At 42.9% G+C, this 18,246-nt stretch carries 17 protein-coding genes; 7 read left to right on the top strand and 10 right to left on the bottom strand.

The window, feature by feature from the left end:
- Nucleotides 1-5 precede the first annotated feature (5 nt).
- From AABK37_RS10165 to AABK37_RS10155, 3 genes are read right to left on the bottom strand one after another with little or no spacing between them, the layout of a single operon-like run.
- Nucleotides 6-146: a hypothetical protein gene (locus AABK37_RS10165; protein WP_432551448.1), complete on the bottom strand. Its 141-nt coding sequence runs from the start codon at nt 144-146 to the stop codon at nt 6-8.
- Nucleotides 147-193: 47 nt separating this feature from the next.
- Complete coding sequence (locus AABK37_RS10160) at nt 194-583, bottom strand: PIN domain-containing protein (protein ID WP_432551447.1); 390 nt, start codon at nt 581-583, stop codon at nt 194-196.
- On the bottom strand, nt 570-815 hold the full coding sequence (locus tag AABK37_RS10155) for an AbrB/MazE/SpoVT family DNA-binding domain-containing protein (RefSeq protein ID WP_039754742.1): 246 nt from the start codon (nt 813-815) through the stop codon (nt 570-572). The genes AABK37_RS10160 and AABK37_RS10155 overlap by 14 nt, the downstream gene beginning before the upstream one ends.
- 449 nt (nt 816-1,264) lie before the next feature.
- Here AABK37_RS10155 and AABK37_RS10150 point away from each other — a divergent pair, with 449 nt between their 5' ends.
- Nucleotides 1,265-1,441: a hypothetical protein gene (locus tag AABK37_RS10150; RefSeq protein ID WP_432551446.1), complete on the top strand. Its 177-nt coding sequence runs from the start codon at nt 1,265-1,267 to the stop codon at nt 1,439-1,441.
- Between the two features lie 106 nt (nt 1,442-1,547).
- Here AABK37_RS10150 and AABK37_RS10145 read toward each other — a convergent pair whose 3' ends face one another.
- Complete coding sequence (locus AABK37_RS10145; RefSeq protein WP_432551445.1) at nt 1,548-2,561, bottom strand: glycosyltransferase family 2 protein; 1,014 nt, start codon at nt 2,559-2,561, stop codon at nt 1,548-1,550.
- A complete protein-coding gene (locus tag AABK37_RS10140) occupies nt 2,558-3,259 on the bottom strand; it encodes an NlpC/P60 family protein (RefSeq protein ID WP_432551444.1) in 702 nt (233 codons plus the stop codon). The genes AABK37_RS10145 and AABK37_RS10140 overlap by 4 nt, the downstream gene beginning before the upstream one ends.
- Nucleotides 3,260-3,271: 12 nt before the next feature.
- On the opposite strand from AABK37_RS10140, the gene AABK37_RS10135 reads away from it, so the two are divergent.
- Nucleotides 3,272-4,213 carry a serine hydrolase gene (locus AABK37_RS10135; RefSeq protein ID WP_432551443.1) on the top strand — a complete coding sequence of 314 codons (942 nt, stop codon included), beginning with the start codon at nt 3,272-3,274 and terminating at the stop codon, nt 4,211-4,213.
- A 74-nt stretch (nt 4,214-4,287) separates the two neighbouring features.
- On the opposite strand, the gene AABK37_RS10130 is transcribed toward AABK37_RS10135, so the two are convergent.
- Nucleotides 4,288-4,455 carry a hypothetical protein gene (locus AABK37_RS10130; protein WP_432551442.1) on the bottom strand — a complete coding sequence of 56 codons (168 nt, stop codon included), beginning with the start codon at nt 4,453-4,455 and terminating at the stop codon, nt 4,288-4,290.
- A gap of 43 nt (nt 4,456-4,498) precedes the next feature.
- Between AABK37_RS10130 and AABK37_RS10125 the strand changes: the two genes are divergently transcribed.
- The 3 genes from AABK37_RS10125 (at nt 4,499) to AABK37_RS10115 (ending at nt 9,457) form a co-directional block, all read left to right on the top strand.
- Nucleotides 4,499-5,491: a helix-turn-helix transcriptional regulator gene (locus tag AABK37_RS10125; RefSeq protein WP_432551441.1), complete on the top strand. Its 993-nt coding sequence runs from the start codon at nt 4,499-4,501 to the stop codon at nt 5,489-5,491.
- A 150-nt stretch (nt 5,492-5,641) separates the two neighbouring features.
- Nucleotides 5,642-8,266: a TonB-dependent siderophore receptor gene (locus tag AABK37_RS10120; RefSeq protein ID WP_432551440.1), complete on the top strand. Its 2,625-nt coding sequence runs from the start codon at nt 5,642-5,644 to the stop codon at nt 8,264-8,266.
- A 57-nt stretch (nt 8,267-8,323) separates the two neighbouring features.
- The gene (locus tag AABK37_RS10115) at nt 8,324-9,457 is read left to right on the top strand and encodes a PepSY-associated TM helix domain-containing protein (RefSeq protein ID WP_432551439.1); all 1,134 of its coding nucleotides are present in this window, start codon (nt 8,324-8,326) and stop codon (nt 9,455-9,457) included.
- Between the two features lie 83 nt (nt 9,458-9,540).
- On the opposite strand, the gene AABK37_RS10110 is transcribed toward AABK37_RS10115, so the two are convergent.
- Together AABK37_RS10110 and AABK37_RS10105 are read right to left on the bottom strand one after the other, a co-directional pair.
- A complete protein-coding gene (locus tag AABK37_RS10110; protein WP_432551438.1) occupies nt 9,541-10,311 on the bottom strand; it encodes a Uma2 family endonuclease in 771 nt (256 codons plus the stop codon).
- 120 nt (nt 10,312-10,431) lie between these two features.
- Complete coding sequence (locus AABK37_RS10105; protein WP_432551437.1) at nt 10,432-10,908, bottom strand: MarR family winged helix-turn-helix transcriptional regulator; 477 nt, start codon at nt 10,906-10,908, stop codon at nt 10,432-10,434.
- A 487-nt stretch (nt 10,909-11,395) separates the two neighbouring features.
- Here AABK37_RS10105 and AABK37_RS10100 point away from each other — a divergent pair, with 487 nt between their 5' ends.
- Together AABK37_RS10100 and AABK37_RS10095 are read left to right on the top strand one after the other, a co-directional pair.
- Nucleotides 11,396-12,700, top strand: a complete 1,305-nt coding sequence (locus AABK37_RS10100; RefSeq protein WP_432551436.1) for an efflux RND transporter periplasmic adaptor subunit — start codon at nt 11,396-11,398, stop codon at nt 12,698-12,700.
- A gap of 139 nt (nt 12,701-12,839) precedes the next feature.
- Complete coding sequence (locus tag AABK37_RS10095) at nt 12,840-16,301, top strand: efflux RND transporter permease subunit (protein ID WP_432551435.1); 3,462 nt, start codon at nt 12,840-12,842, stop codon at nt 16,299-16,301.
- Here AABK37_RS10095 and AABK37_RS10090 read toward each other — a convergent pair.
- On the bottom strand, nt 16,290-16,583 hold the full coding sequence (locus AABK37_RS10090; RefSeq protein ID WP_432551434.1) for a hypothetical protein: 294 nt from the start codon (nt 16,581-16,583) through the stop codon (nt 16,290-16,292). The genes AABK37_RS10095 and AABK37_RS10090 overlap by 12 nt on opposite strands.
- Before the next feature lie 131 nt (nt 16,584-16,714).
- Nucleotides 16,715-18,022: a lipopolysaccharide biosynthesis protein gene (locus tag AABK37_RS10085; protein WP_432551433.1), complete on the bottom strand. Its 1,308-nt coding sequence runs from the start codon at nt 18,020-18,022 to the stop codon at nt 16,715-16,717.
- Between the last annotated feature and the right edge of the window lie 224 nt (nt 18,023-18,246).

Below are 18,246 nucleotides of genomic sequence, written 5' to 3'. Positions count from 1 at the left end.
CATTGCTAAACCCCTACGTTTTGGGCTGGGATGAGTGCGATCGCTTTTCTATTCTCATACATACAGGAAGTGCGTTGGCGCAGCCCGCCGCAGGCATCGCCTTTGTAACTACTCCTTCGTGCGATCGCTTTTCTATTCTCATACACGATCAAGTGGTGCGACGTGACGGGAGCAGAGTGCGATCGCTTAGTTATTACTCGAACAAATTAAATCCTTTGTTGTCTCTCAACTTTCTGTCAAATGTTGCTGTTGTAGTACAACCAAATTGTTGAGCGATCGCCCCAATCAAATAGTCCGAAAAATCTGCACTTCCCTGCTTAAAACGCTGCAAAGCTTGATAAACTACAGAGCGATTTTCTAACTCAAAAACTGCACATTGCAACATCATGTCTATAGTCTTACTGATTTCTTCCCTATTAAATTGATAAGGCTTACCGCGCAAAACCCAAACTAATTCACACAGAACTATATTAGCAACAAAACACTGCTCTGCTCCTTCGATAATCTCAACAGCTTTCTCCCACTGCTGCTCATCATCTTTCGTCAGGTAGCGCACTAAAATATTGGTATCAACTCCAATCACTTGACCCTTCTCTAATTGCTGTTTCCATTTCCTCTAAAGTTGCGCTTTTCATTCCTGGACGATGTAAAATCCCTGATAAGCTTTGAACAGGGATATTCAAGGGAATAAGTGTCACTATCCCATTTTCATCAATCACAAAATCAACCTTGCTACCTGTGTCTAAATTAAGGTAATCTCTAATTTCTTTAGGGATAGTTACTTGTCCTTTTGTCGTGATGGTTGCACTAGCCATTACTCCAACTCCTTACTTTTGTTCCTTACTAGATTATCAAGTCGATTGTACACCAGTTTTCACGTATTTGAATCACACTGTAAGGACACAGCATTGTTCTCTACGGCAAATGTGGTCTATTTAGCTGAAAGTGCGATGTCTAAAAGCCTGTATGCGTCTACGCTGTTTGTGACAACGCAAAGTGGGATCGCTTTTCTATTGTCCATGACGAAGTGCGGTCTTCGTAGCTTACCGTAGGTATCGCTTTTCTATTCTCATACATAATGAAGTGCGTTGGCGCAGCCCGCCGCAGGCATCGCTGCATTTTTGACGAAATGCCCATCCAGGGCATAGAGAAATAGAAAATTTCTTGAGTCTTTTTCTACACCTTTTTTAGTATTTCTCAAGCTAGATGTATTTTTTGATAGTTGCAGCAAACTAAGTAATAATGAGCATCAACCATAATAGCCATGAATACCGAAAATCAAACGAATTCCCCCAATATTTCTGCTAACTCCCAACCATATGAAAGCAAAGAGGAACTTAACGAAAAAGCTCCTTTTGAATTTGGGCTAAGTGTTACATTGGGCGTTATAACAATTCTTCTGATTGCCGCAACTGCTTATTTAGGACTCATTAAGTTCTAACTCCAAAGAAAAGATTTTGCACGAATCAGCGAAACGGTTAACCAACAAAATTATTGTACGGGCGGCGTAACCTGCCCGTACTTGCTGACACTTTTATGATGTAACTTTACTTAACGCTTTTAGTGACTACCTCACGCACGCGATATATGGGGCGTCCTTGAGATTCGTGGTAAGTACGCATTAGCAACTCTGCCAAAAGACCGAAGCAAAAAAGCTGTACACCAGTTACTAATAAGAGAACCGCCAAAATCAGTAAAGGGCGATCGCCTATATCCTGATGAAAAGCTAATTTGACAAAAGTCAAGTAAATAGCGATCGCTCCACCCGAAAGCATGGAAATCAAACCCCACAGTCCAAAAACGTGCATTGGACGAGTGAGGAACTTTTTCATGAATAAAATAGTTAGCAAATCCATCAACACCCGGAAAGTACGGGATAATCCATACTTACTCTGACCAAAGCGGCGGGCGTGATGACGTACCGGAATTTCGGTAATTCTTGCTCCTTCAATGTACGCCAAAGCTGGTAAAAATCGGTGCAGTTCGCCATAAAGATTCATATCTGCAACCAATTCGGCACGATAAGCCTTCAGCGAACAACCATAATCATGAATATTTACACTAGTAGTCCGTCTAATCAGCCAGTTGGCAATTTTGGAAGGAAGTAACCGCTTCAAAGCACCATCTTGACGGTTTTTCCGCCAACCGCTGACCAAATCGTAACCTTCTTCTAACTTTGCCAACAGCAACGGTATATCTACTGGGTCATTTTGCAAATCAGCATCTAAAGTGACAATTGCTTTACCTAAAGCATGATTAAATCCAGCAGACATCGCTGCCGTTTGACCGTAATTGCGTCGCAAAATTACCGCTTTTAAATCGTTGCGTGTTTGCGCTTCTCTTCTGAGAAACTCCGCACTGCCATCAGAAGAACCGTCATCCACACAAATGATCTCATAACTTAACTCACTTGCAGTTAAAGTAGAAGCGATCGCCTCCAACAAATGCGGTATCGATTCAACCTCATTATATATTGGCACCACAACCGAAACATCAGGAACAACCGACGACATCGCCCCATTTTGTTCAGTCATCCTTTGGGAAATCAACCCACCCCTCATATTCCTTCGCGTCCTTCGCGTCTTCGCGGTTCGTAACTCATCACAACCCTACCAGCACCTCGCAGTTGTTGATAATATGACTGACTAACCGCATCTCCCTGTTCCGTCAAACAGTCAATTGCAATACCATTTCGTCCCTTATCTTTGCCAGAACTATGGATGTAATAACCATCCGCCAAATAAAGTCCAACATGAGTCGCTTTTTGGGGAGTGCCAAAAAATACCAAATCCCCCGCCTCTAGTTCTGCTGTACTAATTTGCCGGGTGAATTCTTCTTGCTGATAAGCGTCTCTAGGTATCCAAACACCCACCGAAGCAAAAGCCGCTTGCATCAACCCCGAACAGTCGTAGTTTGGTGCTACGGTACCACCCCAGAGGTAATAATTTGCTTGTTGCATCGCTTGTTGCGTAAAAACAATTACCTCAGCGAGCAGTTTTTTTATCTGAGATTGAGAAAATGCAGTAGCTTCATAAGGTACAGTAGCAGATTGTAATAAACTCAAATCTGTCAGCGATACCCATCCTGGATAGTCATCCTCACACAAACAGACCTCAACGGCTGAATCATTATCATTTGATGTTATCCGCAAATGTCGCCCTACTGCGGCTTGAGTTGCCAAGCGCGTACATTCAGGAGAATCATATAAGTTTAGGTCAGCAAGACACTGATACTCGTCAGATTTTAGATTAAAGGACATTCTTCAAGAACAATGATTTTTTTTAAGCAAGACGAACAACTAGAAAATCTTGGGTTAGGCATTTTAGAGGCAACTTGGGCACAATTTCCCACTTTAGCCCGTAACCAAATTGCTCTGACTTGGATTGTCTACGATCCGCCGATACTTGTAAATACTGGTGGTGCTTTAACTCCAAATGCTTTTTGGAACCATTCTGTACGTGGTTTTACTTATCGTGGCGTTGAACGTATTTATCCTGCGAGTGTGGTAAAGCTGTTTTACATGGTAGCGGTAAACGAATGGCTGGAAAAGCAAATGCTTCAGACTTCCAAGGAATTGGAAAGAGCCACGCGAGATATGATAGTTGATTCTAGCAATGATGGTACCAGCTTGGTTATAGATATGCTGAGTGGAACCACTTCGGGTCCAGAATTATCGGCAGGACCATTTGAAACTTGGAAGCATCAACGCAATATTGTTAACCGCTATATCAAGTCTTTGGGGTGGGAAGAATTAGAGACGATAAACGTTTGCCAAAAAACGTGGGGTGATGGTCCTTATGGACGGGAACGGGCATTTTATGGAGAAATGCTGGAGAATCGCAACATGTTGACAACAAACGCCACTGCCAGATTATTGCATAGTATCGTTGGTGGAGTGGCAGTGTCAAGTGGGCGATCGCAAGCAATGATGGCTTTACTCAAACGCAGTCTCAAAAGAGAAGATTTACCAACAGACGTTGAAGAAGACCAAATTACAGGCTTTTTAGGTAGTGGACTTCCCGAAAACGCGCAAATTTGGTCAAAAGCCGGTTGGACAAGTCAAGTTCGTCATGACGCAGCTTACATCGAGTTACAAGATTTGCCACCGTATCTTTTAGTCGTATTTACAGAAGGCAAAGCACACGCAAAAAGTCGCGATATTTTGCCCTTTATTTCCCAACAGTTTGCTTTATCAATTAGCAATTTAGCATAGCCTAGTAGGGGTGGGGTCTCCCCGCCCTTACTAAAAAGTTTACATAAATGAACTTGAGTCAAACTTTTCATTATCTATAACAACATTTTCAATTGCGTAGACGCTCTTAGCGGTGAAGCAGCGCTGCGGGAGGGTTTCCCTCGTGCCGACTCTGCACCAAGCCGTAAGCGCAAAGCGCAGGCTTCGCCAACGCGCAGCGTCTTTGCGATTGAGAAGGGCTTGTCGTAGACATCGCTCGTCATCTTGATCAATACTATTTCTCAATAAGCTATTGAGAGTATTATCATGACCATTCGTCTAACCGATACAGACTTTGGTGAATTGTCTAACGATGTGCAGCTTAATGACTGTGAGAGAAAAGTAGAATTATCTACTTGGTTTGGTCAAAGCAGCAGTCACTGGACTTTTCTTCGCCATAACCTTGAGCTAGCAATCCATGAAAGCGAGTATTCTGAAGCAGTGATTGTTGAAGGTGAACACGATGATTTGCCTTTTCTGACATCTAAATTTTTTCTGTCTGGTGGTATGAGAACCACTACGCCAAATGTAGCTGGTGTAGATGACGATTACGAAGAAGTTGCAGGCTACAACTACTTGTTTTTCTTGCCTGATATTCGGGAGTTTGAGCATTTTGCTGCGAATCAGCGCAAGCAGTGTATTAGCATTTATTGGTATCCCGATTTACTTTCTAGTTTCCAAAGCAGCTTTGAGGAATTGCCTGTTTTGCTCCAGCAGTTGATAGAAAATCCCACAAAGCAGCGGTTTCATCAGCCATTAGGAGCGATTACACCTGCAATGCGACTGGTGCTGAAGCAAATATTGCAGTGTCCGTTCCGAGAAACACTCAGAGAAATGTATTTAGAAGCAAAGGTGTTGGAATTACTGGTACTTCAGATTGCACAGTGGGGGGAAAATAATCAGGTATTGCAGCGATCGCTCTTTTTCCGTCCCGATGAAATTGAACGTTTACATCACGCTAAAGCCATTCTAAATCAAACGCTTCAGAATCCACCTTCTTTACTAAATTTAGCCAGACAAATCGGACTCAATGACTTTAAGCTCAAGCGGGGATTTCGAGAAGTTTTTGGCACTACGGTGTGTGGGTACGTGCAATCTTTGCGGCTAGAGCAAGCACAACAGCTACTCCGAGGCACTAATTTGGCGATCGCAGAAATTGCTTATCAAGTGGGGTATGAAAGCACAAGTCATTTTGGCTACTTATTTAAGCGGCAATTTGGTGTCACTCCTAGAGATTATCGTCAGCACAAAGGCTTGTAGCAAAAGGTAGATCCCGATTCAGATAAAAAAAATCCGGTTTCAGATATATGCAAACATCCAAATTTTCGTATTCTCCTGAATAGAGTTACATAATAATAATTCTCAAATATTAAGCTCTGTTTTCAGAAATACGGTTGGGTGTGTGGAGTTATGAAACTGTTGCGATCGTTTTTTATTTCCTGTTTTCTTATTGCTGTCGTCATACAACCAACTCAGGCAAAGGAAGTTACTAAAATTCCTCGCGTGCAAGAGCTAGAGCGTTCTGCAAGAACAGTGAAAGAATGGTTGGCTCAGATAGAACAAGACAAGCAAACGCCACAAACTGAAGTTGTGCAAGTTACCTCAGTTAAGGCAAATCCCACTGATAAGGGTGTGGAGGTGATTTTACAGACTAGCCAAGGTGAACAGTTGCAAGTCACAAATCGCAGTGCGGGTAATAACTTTATTGCTGATATTCCTAATGCTCAACTGCGCTTACCCAACGGTGATGCGTTCACATTCCGCTCTAATAAACCAATTGCGGGTGTTACTGAGATAACGGTAACAAACTTTGATGCCAATACTATCCGCGTGACAGTGACGGGTGAGGGGAGTGTACCAACAGTCGAATTGTTTGACAGTCCCAACGAGGGTATAATCTTCTCTGTGGCTAGTGCAGCATCGGGAGCGCCAACACAGCAGCCACCGCAAACCCCACCAACTCCCTCTCAACAAAAGCCAGAAAGTCAAACACAGCCAAACCAACCATCTGCACAAGATGATGAACCGATTGAGTTGGTAGTAACGGGTGAACAAGATGGGTATCGAGTGCCAGATGCAACAACTGCCACAAGAACTGATACCCCAACCCGTGATATTCCCCAGTCGATTCAAGTTATCCCCCAACAAGTTATCAAAGATCAGCAAATCACCCGGATTAGCGATGCTGCACGGAATGTCAGTGGTGTGACTCCACAAGGGGGCTATGCTGGGGCTACGGATAATTACAACATTCGGGGATTCACAACCTATGACAACTTGAGAAACGGTTTTGCCGTTCAGGACAACTTTGTGAATCCGACTAACATTGAGCGGATCGAAGTTCTCAAGGGTCCGGCTTCAGTGCTATATGGACAGTTTGAGCCGGGAGGTGTGGTGAATTACATTACCAAACAACCACTCAGCGAGCCTTACTACTCTGCTGAATTTACAGCCGGAAGTTTTAGCACTTATCGTCCCTCCATTGATATTTCTGGACCGCTGAACTCAGACAAAACATTGCTGTACCGTCTGAATGCCGCATACGAAAACTTTGGTAGTTTTATCGATTTTAATCATCAGGAAACATACGCGATCGCACCAGCACTGAGCTACAAAATTGGTGATGCGACAACATTGACACTGGAGTATGAATATCTCAATGTCGATCGCACTTATTATGATGGTCTTCCGCCCGATCCAAGCGTTTTTAAAGCTCCGATTAGTCGTTTTCTAGGGGAACCAGGCGATCGTTTCTCCAAAGAGACACACTCTGTATTTCTGAATGTCAATCATCGCTTCAGTGAAAACATCCGGCTTCGCAGTGGCTTTTCTGTTACGCTTGATGATTCTGAAGAGTCAGAGTTTCGACCGAATAGCATTGATTCAGATGGTCGTACCGTGCTGCGAAGGTTTGCCGCAGGTCCTGGTTATTTACAAAACTACTCTCTGCAAAACGACCTAATCGGTAATTTCAGCACAGGTTCCATCCAACATCAAGTTCTTTTGGGGTTGGAGTGGAATAAATATATCTATGGCTACGATTATCTCCGAAGCACTGTTTCACTGACTCCCAGTATTGATTTATTCAATCCTGTGTATGGCGCTTCCCCACCACCAGAGTTTGATGAGGCAGCGCAACGGGATCGTTATGACCGCAATACGATCGCCCTTTATCTGCAAGATCAAGTTACATTGCTGCCAAATCTGAAGCTATTGGTGGGCGGCAGGTATGACTTTGTTCACCGCAAAAATCGCTCTCAACTGCTGGATTCTTTCGGTAGAGATCCAATTGATGACGCTACCAATGAGCGGCTTTATGATGAGGCTTTTTCACCTCGCGTTGGCATTGTTTATCAGCCCCTACCGCCGATTTCAATTTACGCCAGCTACAGCCGCTCGTTTAATCCCAGCTTTTCGCGGACGGTAGATGGAAATCTACTGCCACCAGAGCGCGGCACTCAGTATGAAGTCGGAGTCAAAGCGGAACTGGTTAAAGACAGGCTATCCGCTACTTTTGCCGCCTATGATATTACCAAGGAAAATGTCGCTACAACCGATCCCAATCCAGATAACTCTGACTTTTCCATCGCAGCTGGAGAAGTGAAAAGTCGCGGTTTGGAATTTGATATTTCTGGGCAGATTCTACCAGGCTGGAATGTGATTGCATCCTACTTTGTCAACGATGCTTTTGTAAGCAAGGATAACAGCCTACCAGTGGGCGACTCTCTTGTAAATGCTCCCAGTGCTGGTGGTAGTCTGTGGACAACTTATGAAATTCAAAGCGGTGATTTGAGAGGATTAGGGTTTGGTGGGGGAGTATTTTATACAGGCGATCGCGAAGCCACACTCCCCAACACATTCAAAATCCCCTCCTATGTGCGTGCTGATGCCACCATTTTTTACAAACGCGATAACTGGCGGGTTGGGCTGAACTTTAAGAATCTTTTTAGTACTCAGTATTACGATTCTCAAGGCTACTATCTGCGTCCTGGTGCGCCGTTGACTGTTCTGGGAACGATTTCCGTGCAGTTTTGACCTTGCAAAGGGAAAGGGAGCATTGGGACTTCTTGATGCTGCATCTGAGAGTACATCGTGAACCGGAAAAAACTACGCGATATCGTTTTTTACCTGCACCAATATATCGGTTTTTTTGTTGGACTGGTGCTGCTTATCGTTGGCTTGACAGGTAGCCTGTTAGTGTTCGAGCAAGATTTTGACCACTTTATGATTGCTCAACAGTATGGAATTATTACGCCCCAACAGGTGCAGTTATCTCCAGAGTCTGTGGTGAATACAATTGAGGCGAAGTATGCCGCGCGAGGCGATCTCCATCTTTTTCGTATTTATTTGCCAGATACTCCTTCTTCTCCCTACGTGGGGCAGTTGTCATCAACTGATGAGCAAAGGACAGAAGTTTTTGTCAACCCTTATACAGGCAAAATTATCGGTGAGCGTATATCGGATAAAACTCTAATTGGTATGCTCCTTAAACTGCACGTTAGCCTAATGGCAGGGGAAACCGGAACTATAATTGTTGGCATTGCTGCGTTTCTAATGTGTATCCTCACTATCACAGGTTTAGTTCTGTGGCCCGGTTGGCGTAAGCTAATTGCAGGCTTCAAAATTAAGCTTGATGCTCATCCCCAAAGGGCGAACTTTGATATTCACAAAGTGGCTGGCATTATCGCTGTGGTTTTTTTATTCTTTACTGGCTTTACGGGCTTCTGCTGGAATTTCTACGATTTGACTGAGCCGATCATTTATGCTGTGACATTCACCCCTTTACCATCCGAGCTAGTATCCAAGCCAATTCCTGGTAAATCGATTTTAGGACTAACACAGCAACTGAAAATTGCCGATGCTGCCTTACCTGGTGCTGTTACCAAAAGCATTTACTTCCCTGGTAAACCAGAAGAAGCTCTACAAATTCGCATGAAGCTGCCGCAGGAAAATGTAGAGTATGGGAATAGTAATGTTTATCTTGACCAGTACAGTGGTGAGGTTTTGCGAGTTGATAATGCTTTAAAGATGCGGTTGGGCGATCGCGTCCTCAACTCCTTTACTCCCCTACACTATGGTACTTTTGGTGGCTTGCCTACTCGCATTCTCTATGTGTTCGTGGGACTTGCACCACTGATTCTATTTGTCACTGGCTTTCTAATGTACTGGTATCGTCACTGGACAAAACGTCCTACAAAAAATAACATTTATACAACTTCAAATTGACGCCCTATAAATTGGCATTACAGCACAATTCACGCATTCATTAAATTACAGAGCGTATTTGCTTTCTTCTTGGAAGAGTGAAGCTAGAGATTCATAGCGATCGCTTCCACATCTTCTACAGAAAGGGACAAAGCATCAGCCACTTGTTCTCGGTTTAATCCCATACTCAGTAGTCGAGGTACTGCTTGTTGCAGGCGTTGTTGTGCAGCTTGGGCTTGTTGTTGTGCAGCTTGGGCTTGTTGTTCTGCGGCTTGGGCTTGTTGTTGTGCGGCTTGCGATCGCGCCATTAATTCCCCAAATGTCATAAAAAGCTGACCATCTGGGTATGAAAGTTGCCACTGTTCACCGGAGACATCAAAATTAATTTGCAGCCGTGGACTCACCCATTTTTCACCAACATCTATCCAGTCTAAACCATACTCACCGCGTAACCAAACTCGTAGTTCATTATTTGCTGGGTCATATATATAGTATTCTTCCACACCGTATTGACTGTAGAACAGCAACTTACGATCCATTTCTACTGATGTGTTGACTGGGGAGAGAATTTCAAACACTACTTGGGGCGGTTGGTTTCCTTCTTCCCACTGCTTATAAGAAGATCGGCGACCTTTGGGACGACTAAGGGCAACCATCACATCAGGTGCATATTTAATCTTGTTATTGCCTTCGATGGGATACCAGAACAAATCACCAGCGATGAAAACATTGGGATCATCTGCAAAGAGAATATCTAAATTACCTTTGATCAGCACGATAATTTCAAAGTGTTCTGTATTATTTGCCATCGGCTGACCATCAGATTCAGGATAGAAAATCTCAGAAGGTGCAGAAGATTCAATTTGGGAAACCATCGCTGTTACCTCCACTCGTATTTCTATTTTAGGCGATCGCTGTTTTTCTTCTGAGCTTTGAGTGTTGTCACCATTCAGATGTAATATGTCTAAATCAACGGCGATCGCGTTCTTCCACTTCTATTGCATCATTGTCTGTTCAAAAGCATTGTAAAGCACTGTTAATCCATCTACCACACTCTGAAGCTGCTCTTTTGGAAGGTCAGCTAAAACAGAGGCAATTCTGGCACTCGTCATCGCACGAACTTGTTGCAAATGATACTTACCTATTTCTGTCAAGTTTAGTACAACATGGCGACGCTCTTGAGGATTTTCTACTTTGCTGACCAAATTCTTCTGTACAAGACGCTCTATCAGATTTGAAGCTGTAGCTCTAGTTACACCTAGATGTTCCGCTACTTGCTTCATAGAAGCACCAGGATGACGGTCAAGGAAAGCAAGCATCCTAAATTGTGGTACTGAAAGCGATTCTGTCAAAAAAGAGGCATTGCGCCGCATCTCTGCCCGAAAAAACTGTGTGATGATAGGAAGCGTTTCCATCATTTTGGCAGCGCATTGTTGCGAAGTTACTTCTGTTGCAACTTTTTTGGGAGTCATTCCGTCTTCATTCTCCTGTGAACGGGCAATTCCAAGGCATTTTTATATCTTCACCTTTTTAATCAAAGAACTGGCATTGCTATGACTTGACTAAAGAAGTATGAAGGATGAAAAAGGAACTCAGTACACGCCCCTCGTGAGCGAAAAAATCAAGCTTTTTTCCTCAGTTCAAGCCGCATCCCTTAAGGGTTGGGGTAATTTCATACTTCATTTGACTATCTTCAGTATGTCAATTGAAAAACGTGAATTTATGTATGTTTTTTTGCTCATACCTCATAAATATTTCTGTAGACAGATGAAAAACTAATAGTTAGCATAGCTAATTAATATTAGTTAACATTGAATATGTATTTCTAAAAATCTACAAAAATTCTTTATTTAGAGGCTCTCATCTATGCTCCCACCAGTTAGGGTGAGATATTTATCTCCTAAGTTAAAAACTAAGCCTTTCTCAAACACTGAAAAATTTGTGTGCCAGGGATTGCCGATGTTGCCAAAACAGATCGCAAAGGGAATCGTACTGCTAGGTTTGATTGGTCTTTGTAGCTGTACCGCTTCTGAGGCACAGTCTAGTAAGCAAAAAGATAAAACTAAGCAAGCTGTACCTGTTGTGGTTGCTACAGTGACTCGGAAAACTATACCGATTGAGTTACAACAGACTGGAACTGTGGTAGCGTACTCGACTGTAACCGTTAAATCACAAATTGCTGGGCAGTTGATGGGAGTTTATTTCCAAGAAGGTCAAAATGTTAAGAAAGGTCAACTGCTGTTCAAAATAGATTCAAGAACGCAGCAAGCAGCGTTGATGCAAGCGCAAGCGAACCGACAGAAAGCGATCGCACTAGTGAAACAGTCACAGGCAAACTTATCAAAAGCTATTGCCCAAGTCAATCAAGATAAAGCTACCCTCCTGAAAGACCAAACCCAAGCGAAAAATGCCCAAGTCCAAGCACAACGGTATAATAGTCTCTTAGGTCAAGGAGCGATTAGCAAAGAGCAAGCAGAGCAGTTTCGCACCTCATCTGATGCCCAAAAAGCAACAGTATTAGCAGATAATCAAGGTATTGCCAACTCCGTTGCAGCAGTTGAAGCGGCAAAAGCAGACGTAAATAATACCAAAGCAGAGGTGAGTGCAGCAGACGCAGCAGTTGACACCGCGAAAATCGCACTTTCTTATAGTTCGATTTACTCACCAATTGCTGGACGTACAGGCAAGTTGAATGTAAATCAGGGTAACTTGATTGGAAACAATGACAGCAATCCTTTAGTGACAATTAGTCAAATTAGCCCAATTTACGTTAGCTCTTCGCTTCCGCAACGTTTACTGCCAGAACTTAACAAATATCGCGCACAGGGAAAAATAGAAGTAGATGCGATTATTCCCAAAGATGAACAGCATCCGGAACGCGGTGAACTTTCCTTCATAGACAGTGGTGTAGATACTTCAACAGGAACCATTCAACTTAAAAGTACGTTTGCTAACACATCAGGACGCTTATCACCAGGGCAATTTGTCAATTTAGTTGTGAGACTAACACAAGAACCGAATGCGATCGTTGTACCAACCACAGCAGTACAGACAGGGCAAAAAGGTCAATTTGTGTATGTGTTGAATCCTGCCGACAAAACTGTAGACATGCGTCCAGTTGTAGTCGGTAACGCAGTTAACAATGAAACAGTCATTACACAAGGGTTAAAAGAAGGGGAACAAGTCGTCACCGACGGACAATTTAACCTCAGACCCAAAGCCAAAGTGCAAATTAGTCAGCAGTCAAGAGTCAATAGTCAATAGTCATCTGTTGGTTGTTGGTTGATAGTTGTTAGTTGATAGTTGATGGTTGGAGCGTTGGTAACCATTAACTACTAATTACTAACACCTAACCACTAACTCCTAACCACTAACAACTAACACCTAACCACTAACCACCCCCATGAACATCTCTGCATTATTTATCAAGCGACCGATAATGACCACACTCGTGATGCTGGGCATCATGCTGTTTGGGTTAGTGAGTTATCGATCGCTACCTGTAAGCGACTTACCAACTGTGGATTTTCCCACAATTCAGGTGTCAGCAACTTTACCTGGAGCAAGTCCAGATACGATGGCATCTTCGGTCGCAACACCATTAGAACAGCAATTTTCTAGTATTGCTGGTGTTGATTCGATGACTTCTACAAGTTCTCTGGGTTCGGCACAAATTACCCTGCAATTTAATTTGAGTCGGGATATAGACGCTGCTGCTCAAGATGTACAAGCGGCAATTTCTAAGGCAGCACGGCAGTTACCGACTAATATGCCTAATCCCCCATCATTCCGGAAGGTGAACCCATCAGATTCACCTATTTTGTATGTAGCATTGAGTTCGTCAGTGCTGCCTTTATCAGAAGTAGATAAATATGGAGAGACAATTTTAGCGCAGCGTTTGTCGATGGTTGACGGTGTAGCGCAGGTACAAATTTATGGTTCGCAAAAGTACGCGGTTCGCATTTACCTAGACCCACAATCGTTAAGTGCTAAGGGGTTAGGAATTGACCAAGTAGCAACGGCAGTATCCAAAGGAAATTCCAACTTAGCTACTGGTAATTTGTATGGCGATCGCCAAAATTACACGATTGAGGCAAATGGGCAATTGCAAAACGCCGAAGCATATCGTTCTTTGGTAGTTGCTTATCGTAACGGCGCACCGGTTCAGTTGGGAGAATTGGGAAAGGTATTTGATAGTGTAGAAAATGACAAGATAGCAAGTTGGTTTAACGGTACGCGAGCGGTCCTCCTAGCAATTCAACGACAGCCAGGAAGCAACACTGTAGAAGTCGTAGAAGGTGTCAAGAAGATTTTACCGACCTTTCGCGAACAAATTCCCGCAGCGGTGGATATGCAAATTTTGTATGACCGCTCCGAATCTATCCGCGAGTCGGTGAATGATGTGAAATTTACCTTATTTCTCACCATTTGTCTAGTGGTGTTGGTAATTTTCCTGTTTTTACGCAACCTATCAGCTACAATCATTCCCAGTTTGGCAGTGCCTTTGTCACTCGTGGGAACTTTTGCAGTCATGTTATTGCTGGGTTACTCCCTGGATAACCTGTCTTTAATGGCTCTTACCCTTGCTGTTGGCTTTGTGGTGGATGATGCGGTGGTGATGTTAGAAAACATCGTCCGTCACATGGAAATGGGCGAAAGTCGTATGCAAGCTGCCCTCAACGGTTCCAAAGAAATTGGTTTCACCATTTTATCGATGACAATCTCCCTAGTAGCCGTATTTATTCCCCTTATTTTCATGGGTGGGATTTTGGGAAGATTGTTCAGCGAGTTTGCTGTTACTATCAGCGTGTCAATTTTGGTATCTGGTTTTATCTCCCTCACCCTGACACCGATGCTTTGCAGTCTTTTTCTCAAGCATGAAGGTGAGCATCAGCATTCAGAAAACGGACACTCAACATCAAATAATGGTAACGGACATTCATTAAAAAACGGACACGCCACATCAAATAATGGTAACGGACATTTCTTAGAAAACGGACACGCCACATCAAATAATGGTAACGGACATTCCTTAAAAAACGGACACGCCACATCAAATAATGGTAACGGACATTTCTTAGAAAACGGACACGCCACATCAAATAATGGTAACGGACATTCATTAAAAAACGGACACGCGACATCAAATAATGGTAACGGACATTCCTTAAAAAACGGACACGCGACAAGTAACGAATATCAAATAATTAAAACCAAAAAACAGAAACCAAAAAACTGGAAAGGTCGTCTTTACAATGCTTCTGAATGGGTATTTGATACTATGCTGGGGGGCTACGAAGCAACCCTGAAGCTGTCAATGAAATATCATCGCACAACGATGATTCTTTCTGGGGTGATTTTGATTGCAACTATATATCTGTTTGTTATCGTTCCCAAAGGATTTATTCCCAATGACGACACCGGACAGTTGAACGTAAGCACCGAAGCTGCTCAGGATATTTCCTTTGCGGAGATGGTGAAGCATCAGCAAGTAGTCGCAGACATAGTTCGTCGCGACCCGAATGTAGAAGCGATTAACTCCAGTGTTGGTGCTGGTGGAGCTAATGCCACAGCTAACTCAGGACGCATCTTTGTTAAGCTGAAGCCACGTTCTGAACGACACAAGAATGCTGATGATGTAGCGCAGGAATTACGACCCAAATTAGCGGGTATACCGGGAATTAGAGCATTTGTGCAGAATCCACCATCTATACGGATAGGTGGACAGCAAACAAAAGCATTGTATCAATTTGCACTATCAAGTCCCAATTTACAAGACTTGTATCAACACGCACCGACTTTGGAAATGAAAATGCGGCAAATGCCCGAACTGCAAGAAGTTAACAGCGACTTGCAAATCAAAAATCCGCAAATTCAAGTAAATGTTAACCGTGAACAGGCATCAGCTGTTGGTTTGACGGCTAATCAAATCGAAAGCGCTCTCAACAGCGCTTATGGTACTAGTCAGGTTTCTACTATCTATGCATCTGATGGTCAGTATCAAGTGATTATGGGTGTAGACCCGCAGTATCAACTTAATCCCAATGACCTGGACTTACTGACGATTACCTCTAGTAATAATCAGCAAGTACCTTTAAATGCTGTTGCAACCATTACTAAAAGTGTGGGACCGTTAACGGTTAACCATTCCGGACAACTTGCTGCTGTGACGATTTCCTTTAACCTCAAACCGGGAGTATCTCTCGGTAGCGTTACCGGCAAGATTGAAAAACTAGCTCGTGAAACTTTACCCGCAACCATCAGCACCAGCTTCCAAGGAACAGCGCAAGTGTTTCAATCTTCGCTTTCTAGCCTGGGAATTTTACTGGTAATTGCTATTTTGGTAATCTACATTATATTGGGGATTCTCTACGAAGATTTTATTCACCCGATTACAATTCTTTCTAGTTTACCTTCGGCGGGGTTTGGTGCTTTACTTACCTTATTGCTATTTGGCGTTGACCTGAATATATATGCTTTTGTCGGTATCATCATGTTAGTCGGCATCGTCAAGAAAAACGGCATCATGATGATTGACTTTGCTGTAGAAGCTGAAAAACATCAAGGCAAAACGCCGTATGATGCCATTTATGAAGCTTGTGTGGTCAGGTTTCGTCCGATTATGATGACAACAATGGCGGCATTGATGGGTACTTTGCCTATAGCACTAGGTTTGGGTGCAGGTGCAGAATCTCGTCGTCCTTTAGGTTTGGCTGTGGTTGGTGGATTAGTGTTCTCTCAAGTATTAACGCTTTATATTACCCCTGTTTTCTTCACCTACATGGAAGCTTTGCGTAAGCGCTTGAAAAAGCAAGGTAAAAAGCAAAAGGAGAAAAACAAAGAAGCTACAGTGTTACACAGATAAGTTTAAGGTTTTTTCAGTTCTCTGGGTGCGTCCGCCAAAACGACGAACATGACGAGAACCAATGCGAACGATCCAGATTTGGGCATCAGGGTGACGGGTTTCGAGGCGATCGCAGGCAGCAATTTCGCTGCGATCAACTTCAAAATCTCCGGTTTCGATGTCGATCGCTACAATTTTACCGTAGTTGCCTTCCTCAACCTGTTGACGCACCTGAGACTCATAAATCTCATCACCTCTTCGAGCAAACTCTTCTTTACTATACCGAGGGGGTTGAACTGTCATAGGCTTGACCTCGATTTCAATGTTCCCCTACATTTTATCCTGTGCAATGGATGTGGCGATCGCCGAAGCAAAAGAGGTGAGCAAACCTGAAGTGGTTAGATTTCATGTATCAATTGTTTAGTAAGCGCTTACTACAATCCCTTATTTAATCTCGGAAAAACAAAAATTGTTGCCCAAAATGCAAATATGGGCAAACAAATTAAATGAACTAATAAAACCGATGTCGCTACCCCGAAAACTTGCCTTTGAACTCCTATCAGTAACGCTGCGGCAAATATCCCAGTAAATATAATATTCCACCGCAAATCTAAATTAGGTTTACCAATAGCTACTAATAACTGAGAAGCGGCATCTGCAAAAGGTCGAGAAATTGCCGATAAACAAATCATTATCAAAACTGGAATCGCAGGTACCCACTTTTGACCAAAAACAATTGGCACATAAAAAGGAGCCAAGCTAGCTTGCAATATAACAAAAGGAATAATAATACAACTAATAGTTTTTATACTGGTAAAATAGCGTTTTTTGAACTCAAACCAATCAGAACGCGCCGCACATAAATGTGGTAAAATTGCTGAACTAACGGCGTTGATAATACTTAAGCTAATGCCTAAACCAGCATTAAAGCCAAAGAAGTATATACCCAGTTCTTTAATGCCGATGAAGCGTCCAACTATGAGATAATCTAAGTTATTTCTGAGAGTTTTGAGTAAACCAACACCGAGCAAGTTTTTACCAAAGCTGAAAATTTCGCCCCAGTGCTTGGTGGTGAATTTAGAGTGCGATCGCCAATCGTGAAAATAATAGTATATGATTAGCTCCAGCGGTGCCACCAAAAACGCTGGCAGCACAAAAGACCACACACCCATCCCCGCAACCGCTAATACAGCAGAAAATATACTTGCAAACGAGTTTTGCAAGCTATCAGTTACAGCGATAATTTTTAAGCGATTTTCTCTTTGAATTAAAGTCTTTTGAATAGCCGAGACGGGCCATATTAAATAAACAAGTCCTGATACAATAATTGGCAAAAGAATCTGATTATTTTTATAAAACCAAGAAATCGGAAAAGCGGCAACACTCTGGATGAAAAATAAACTAATAAAAATCATCCAGTTTAACCAGTATGCAGAATTGCACAAAACCTCTAATTCTTTTTCTTCAGCTTGAATAATTTTTGCACCTATACCAACATTCGTAAACGTCAAAGTAAACTCGCGAACTGTCATCACAATTGCTCCCAAACCGTAGTCGTAAGGAGTCAAAAAACGAGCAATGATGACTACTAATCCTAAACGCAAGACTCTGTAGACGATTTCTGTTATACCTAGCCAGCTAAGATTGCGAAGAAACTGGCTAGATAGTTTTTCTTGAAGTCGATTAATTAATGAGTCAAGAAAATTCGGTTTCTGTAGATGCCGCTTATTAATGAATGTCATATTCTAATACATAAAAGCAGAGGGTATTATCCCAATCGTAGTGAGCGCTGAAGCGCTCAAGCAAAAACTTTTAAGGGCTAGAGCCGCTTACTACAATATTAATTAGGACTTACGCAGTCTTTCACGGAGTAACGAACCGCGTTCGGCTTTGCCGTCTCCGAAGGAGAAGGTGCGTTCGCGCTTCGCGTCTCGAAGAGAAGGACACGTTCGCCCTTGGCGTCTCC

This window comes from Tolypothrix sp. VBCCA 56010, from assembly GCF_050875635.1.
In the GTDB taxonomy this organism is placed as follows: Bacteria; Cyanobacteriota; Cyanobacteriia; order Cyanobacteriales; family Nostocaceae; genus Hassallia.
Note: the sequence above shows the minus strand (reverse complement) of the source record. Positions and strands in the feature narration are given on the sequence as shown.

Coding starts and splice junctions, on each gene's coding strand:
- AABK37_RS10145 (WP_432551445.1), bottom strand. CDS start 2,561: ATGAGGGGTGGGTTGATTTCCCAAAGGATGACTGAACAAAATGGGGCG.
- AABK37_RS10130 (WP_432551442.1), bottom strand. CDS start 4,455: ATGACGAGCGATGTCTACGACAAGCCCTTCTCAATCGCAAAGACGCTG.
- AABK37_RS10135 (WP_432551443.1), top strand. CDS start 3,272: ATGATTTTTTTTAAGCAAGACGAACAACTAGAAAATCTTGGGTTAGGC.
- AABK37_RS10150 (WP_432551446.1), top strand. CDS start 1,265: ATGAATACCGAAAATCAAACGAATTCCCCCAATATTTCTGCTAACTCC.
- AABK37_RS10105 (WP_432551437.1), bottom strand. CDS start 10,908: ATGACTCCCAAAAAAGTTGCAACAGAAGTAACTTCGCAACAATGCGCT.
- AABK37_RS10140 (WP_432551444.1), bottom strand. CDS start 3,259: ATGTCCTTTAATCTAAAATCTGACGAGTATCAGTGTCTTGCTGACCTA.
- AABK37_RS10155 (WP_039754742.1), bottom strand. CDS start 815: ATGGCTAGTGCAACCATCACGACAAAAGGACAAGTAACTATCCCTAAA.
- AABK37_RS10090 (WP_432551434.1), bottom strand. CDS start 16,583: ATGACAGTTCAACCCCCTCGGTATAGTAAAGAAGAGTTTGCTCGAAGA.
- AABK37_RS10095 (WP_432551435.1), top strand. CDS start 12,840: ATGAACATCTCTGCATTATTTATCAAGCGACCGATAATGACCACACTC.
- AABK37_RS10100 (WP_432551436.1), top strand. CDS start 11,396: ATGTTGCCAAAACAGATCGCAAAGGGAATCGTACTGCTAGGTTTGATT.
- AABK37_RS10120 (WP_432551440.1), top strand. CDS start 5,642: ATGAAACTGTTGCGATCGTTTTTTATTTCCTGTTTTCTTATTGCTGTC.
- AABK37_RS10110 (WP_432551438.1), bottom strand. CDS start 10,311: ATGGTTTCCCAAATTGAATCTTCTGCACCTTCTGAGATTTTCTATCCT.
- AABK37_RS10085 (WP_432551433.1), bottom strand. CDS start 18,022: ATGACATTCATTAATAAGCGGCATCTACAGAAACCGAATTTTCTTGAC.
- AABK37_RS10125 (WP_432551441.1), top strand. CDS start 4,499: ATGACCATTCGTCTAACCGATACAGACTTTGGTGAATTGTCTAACGAT.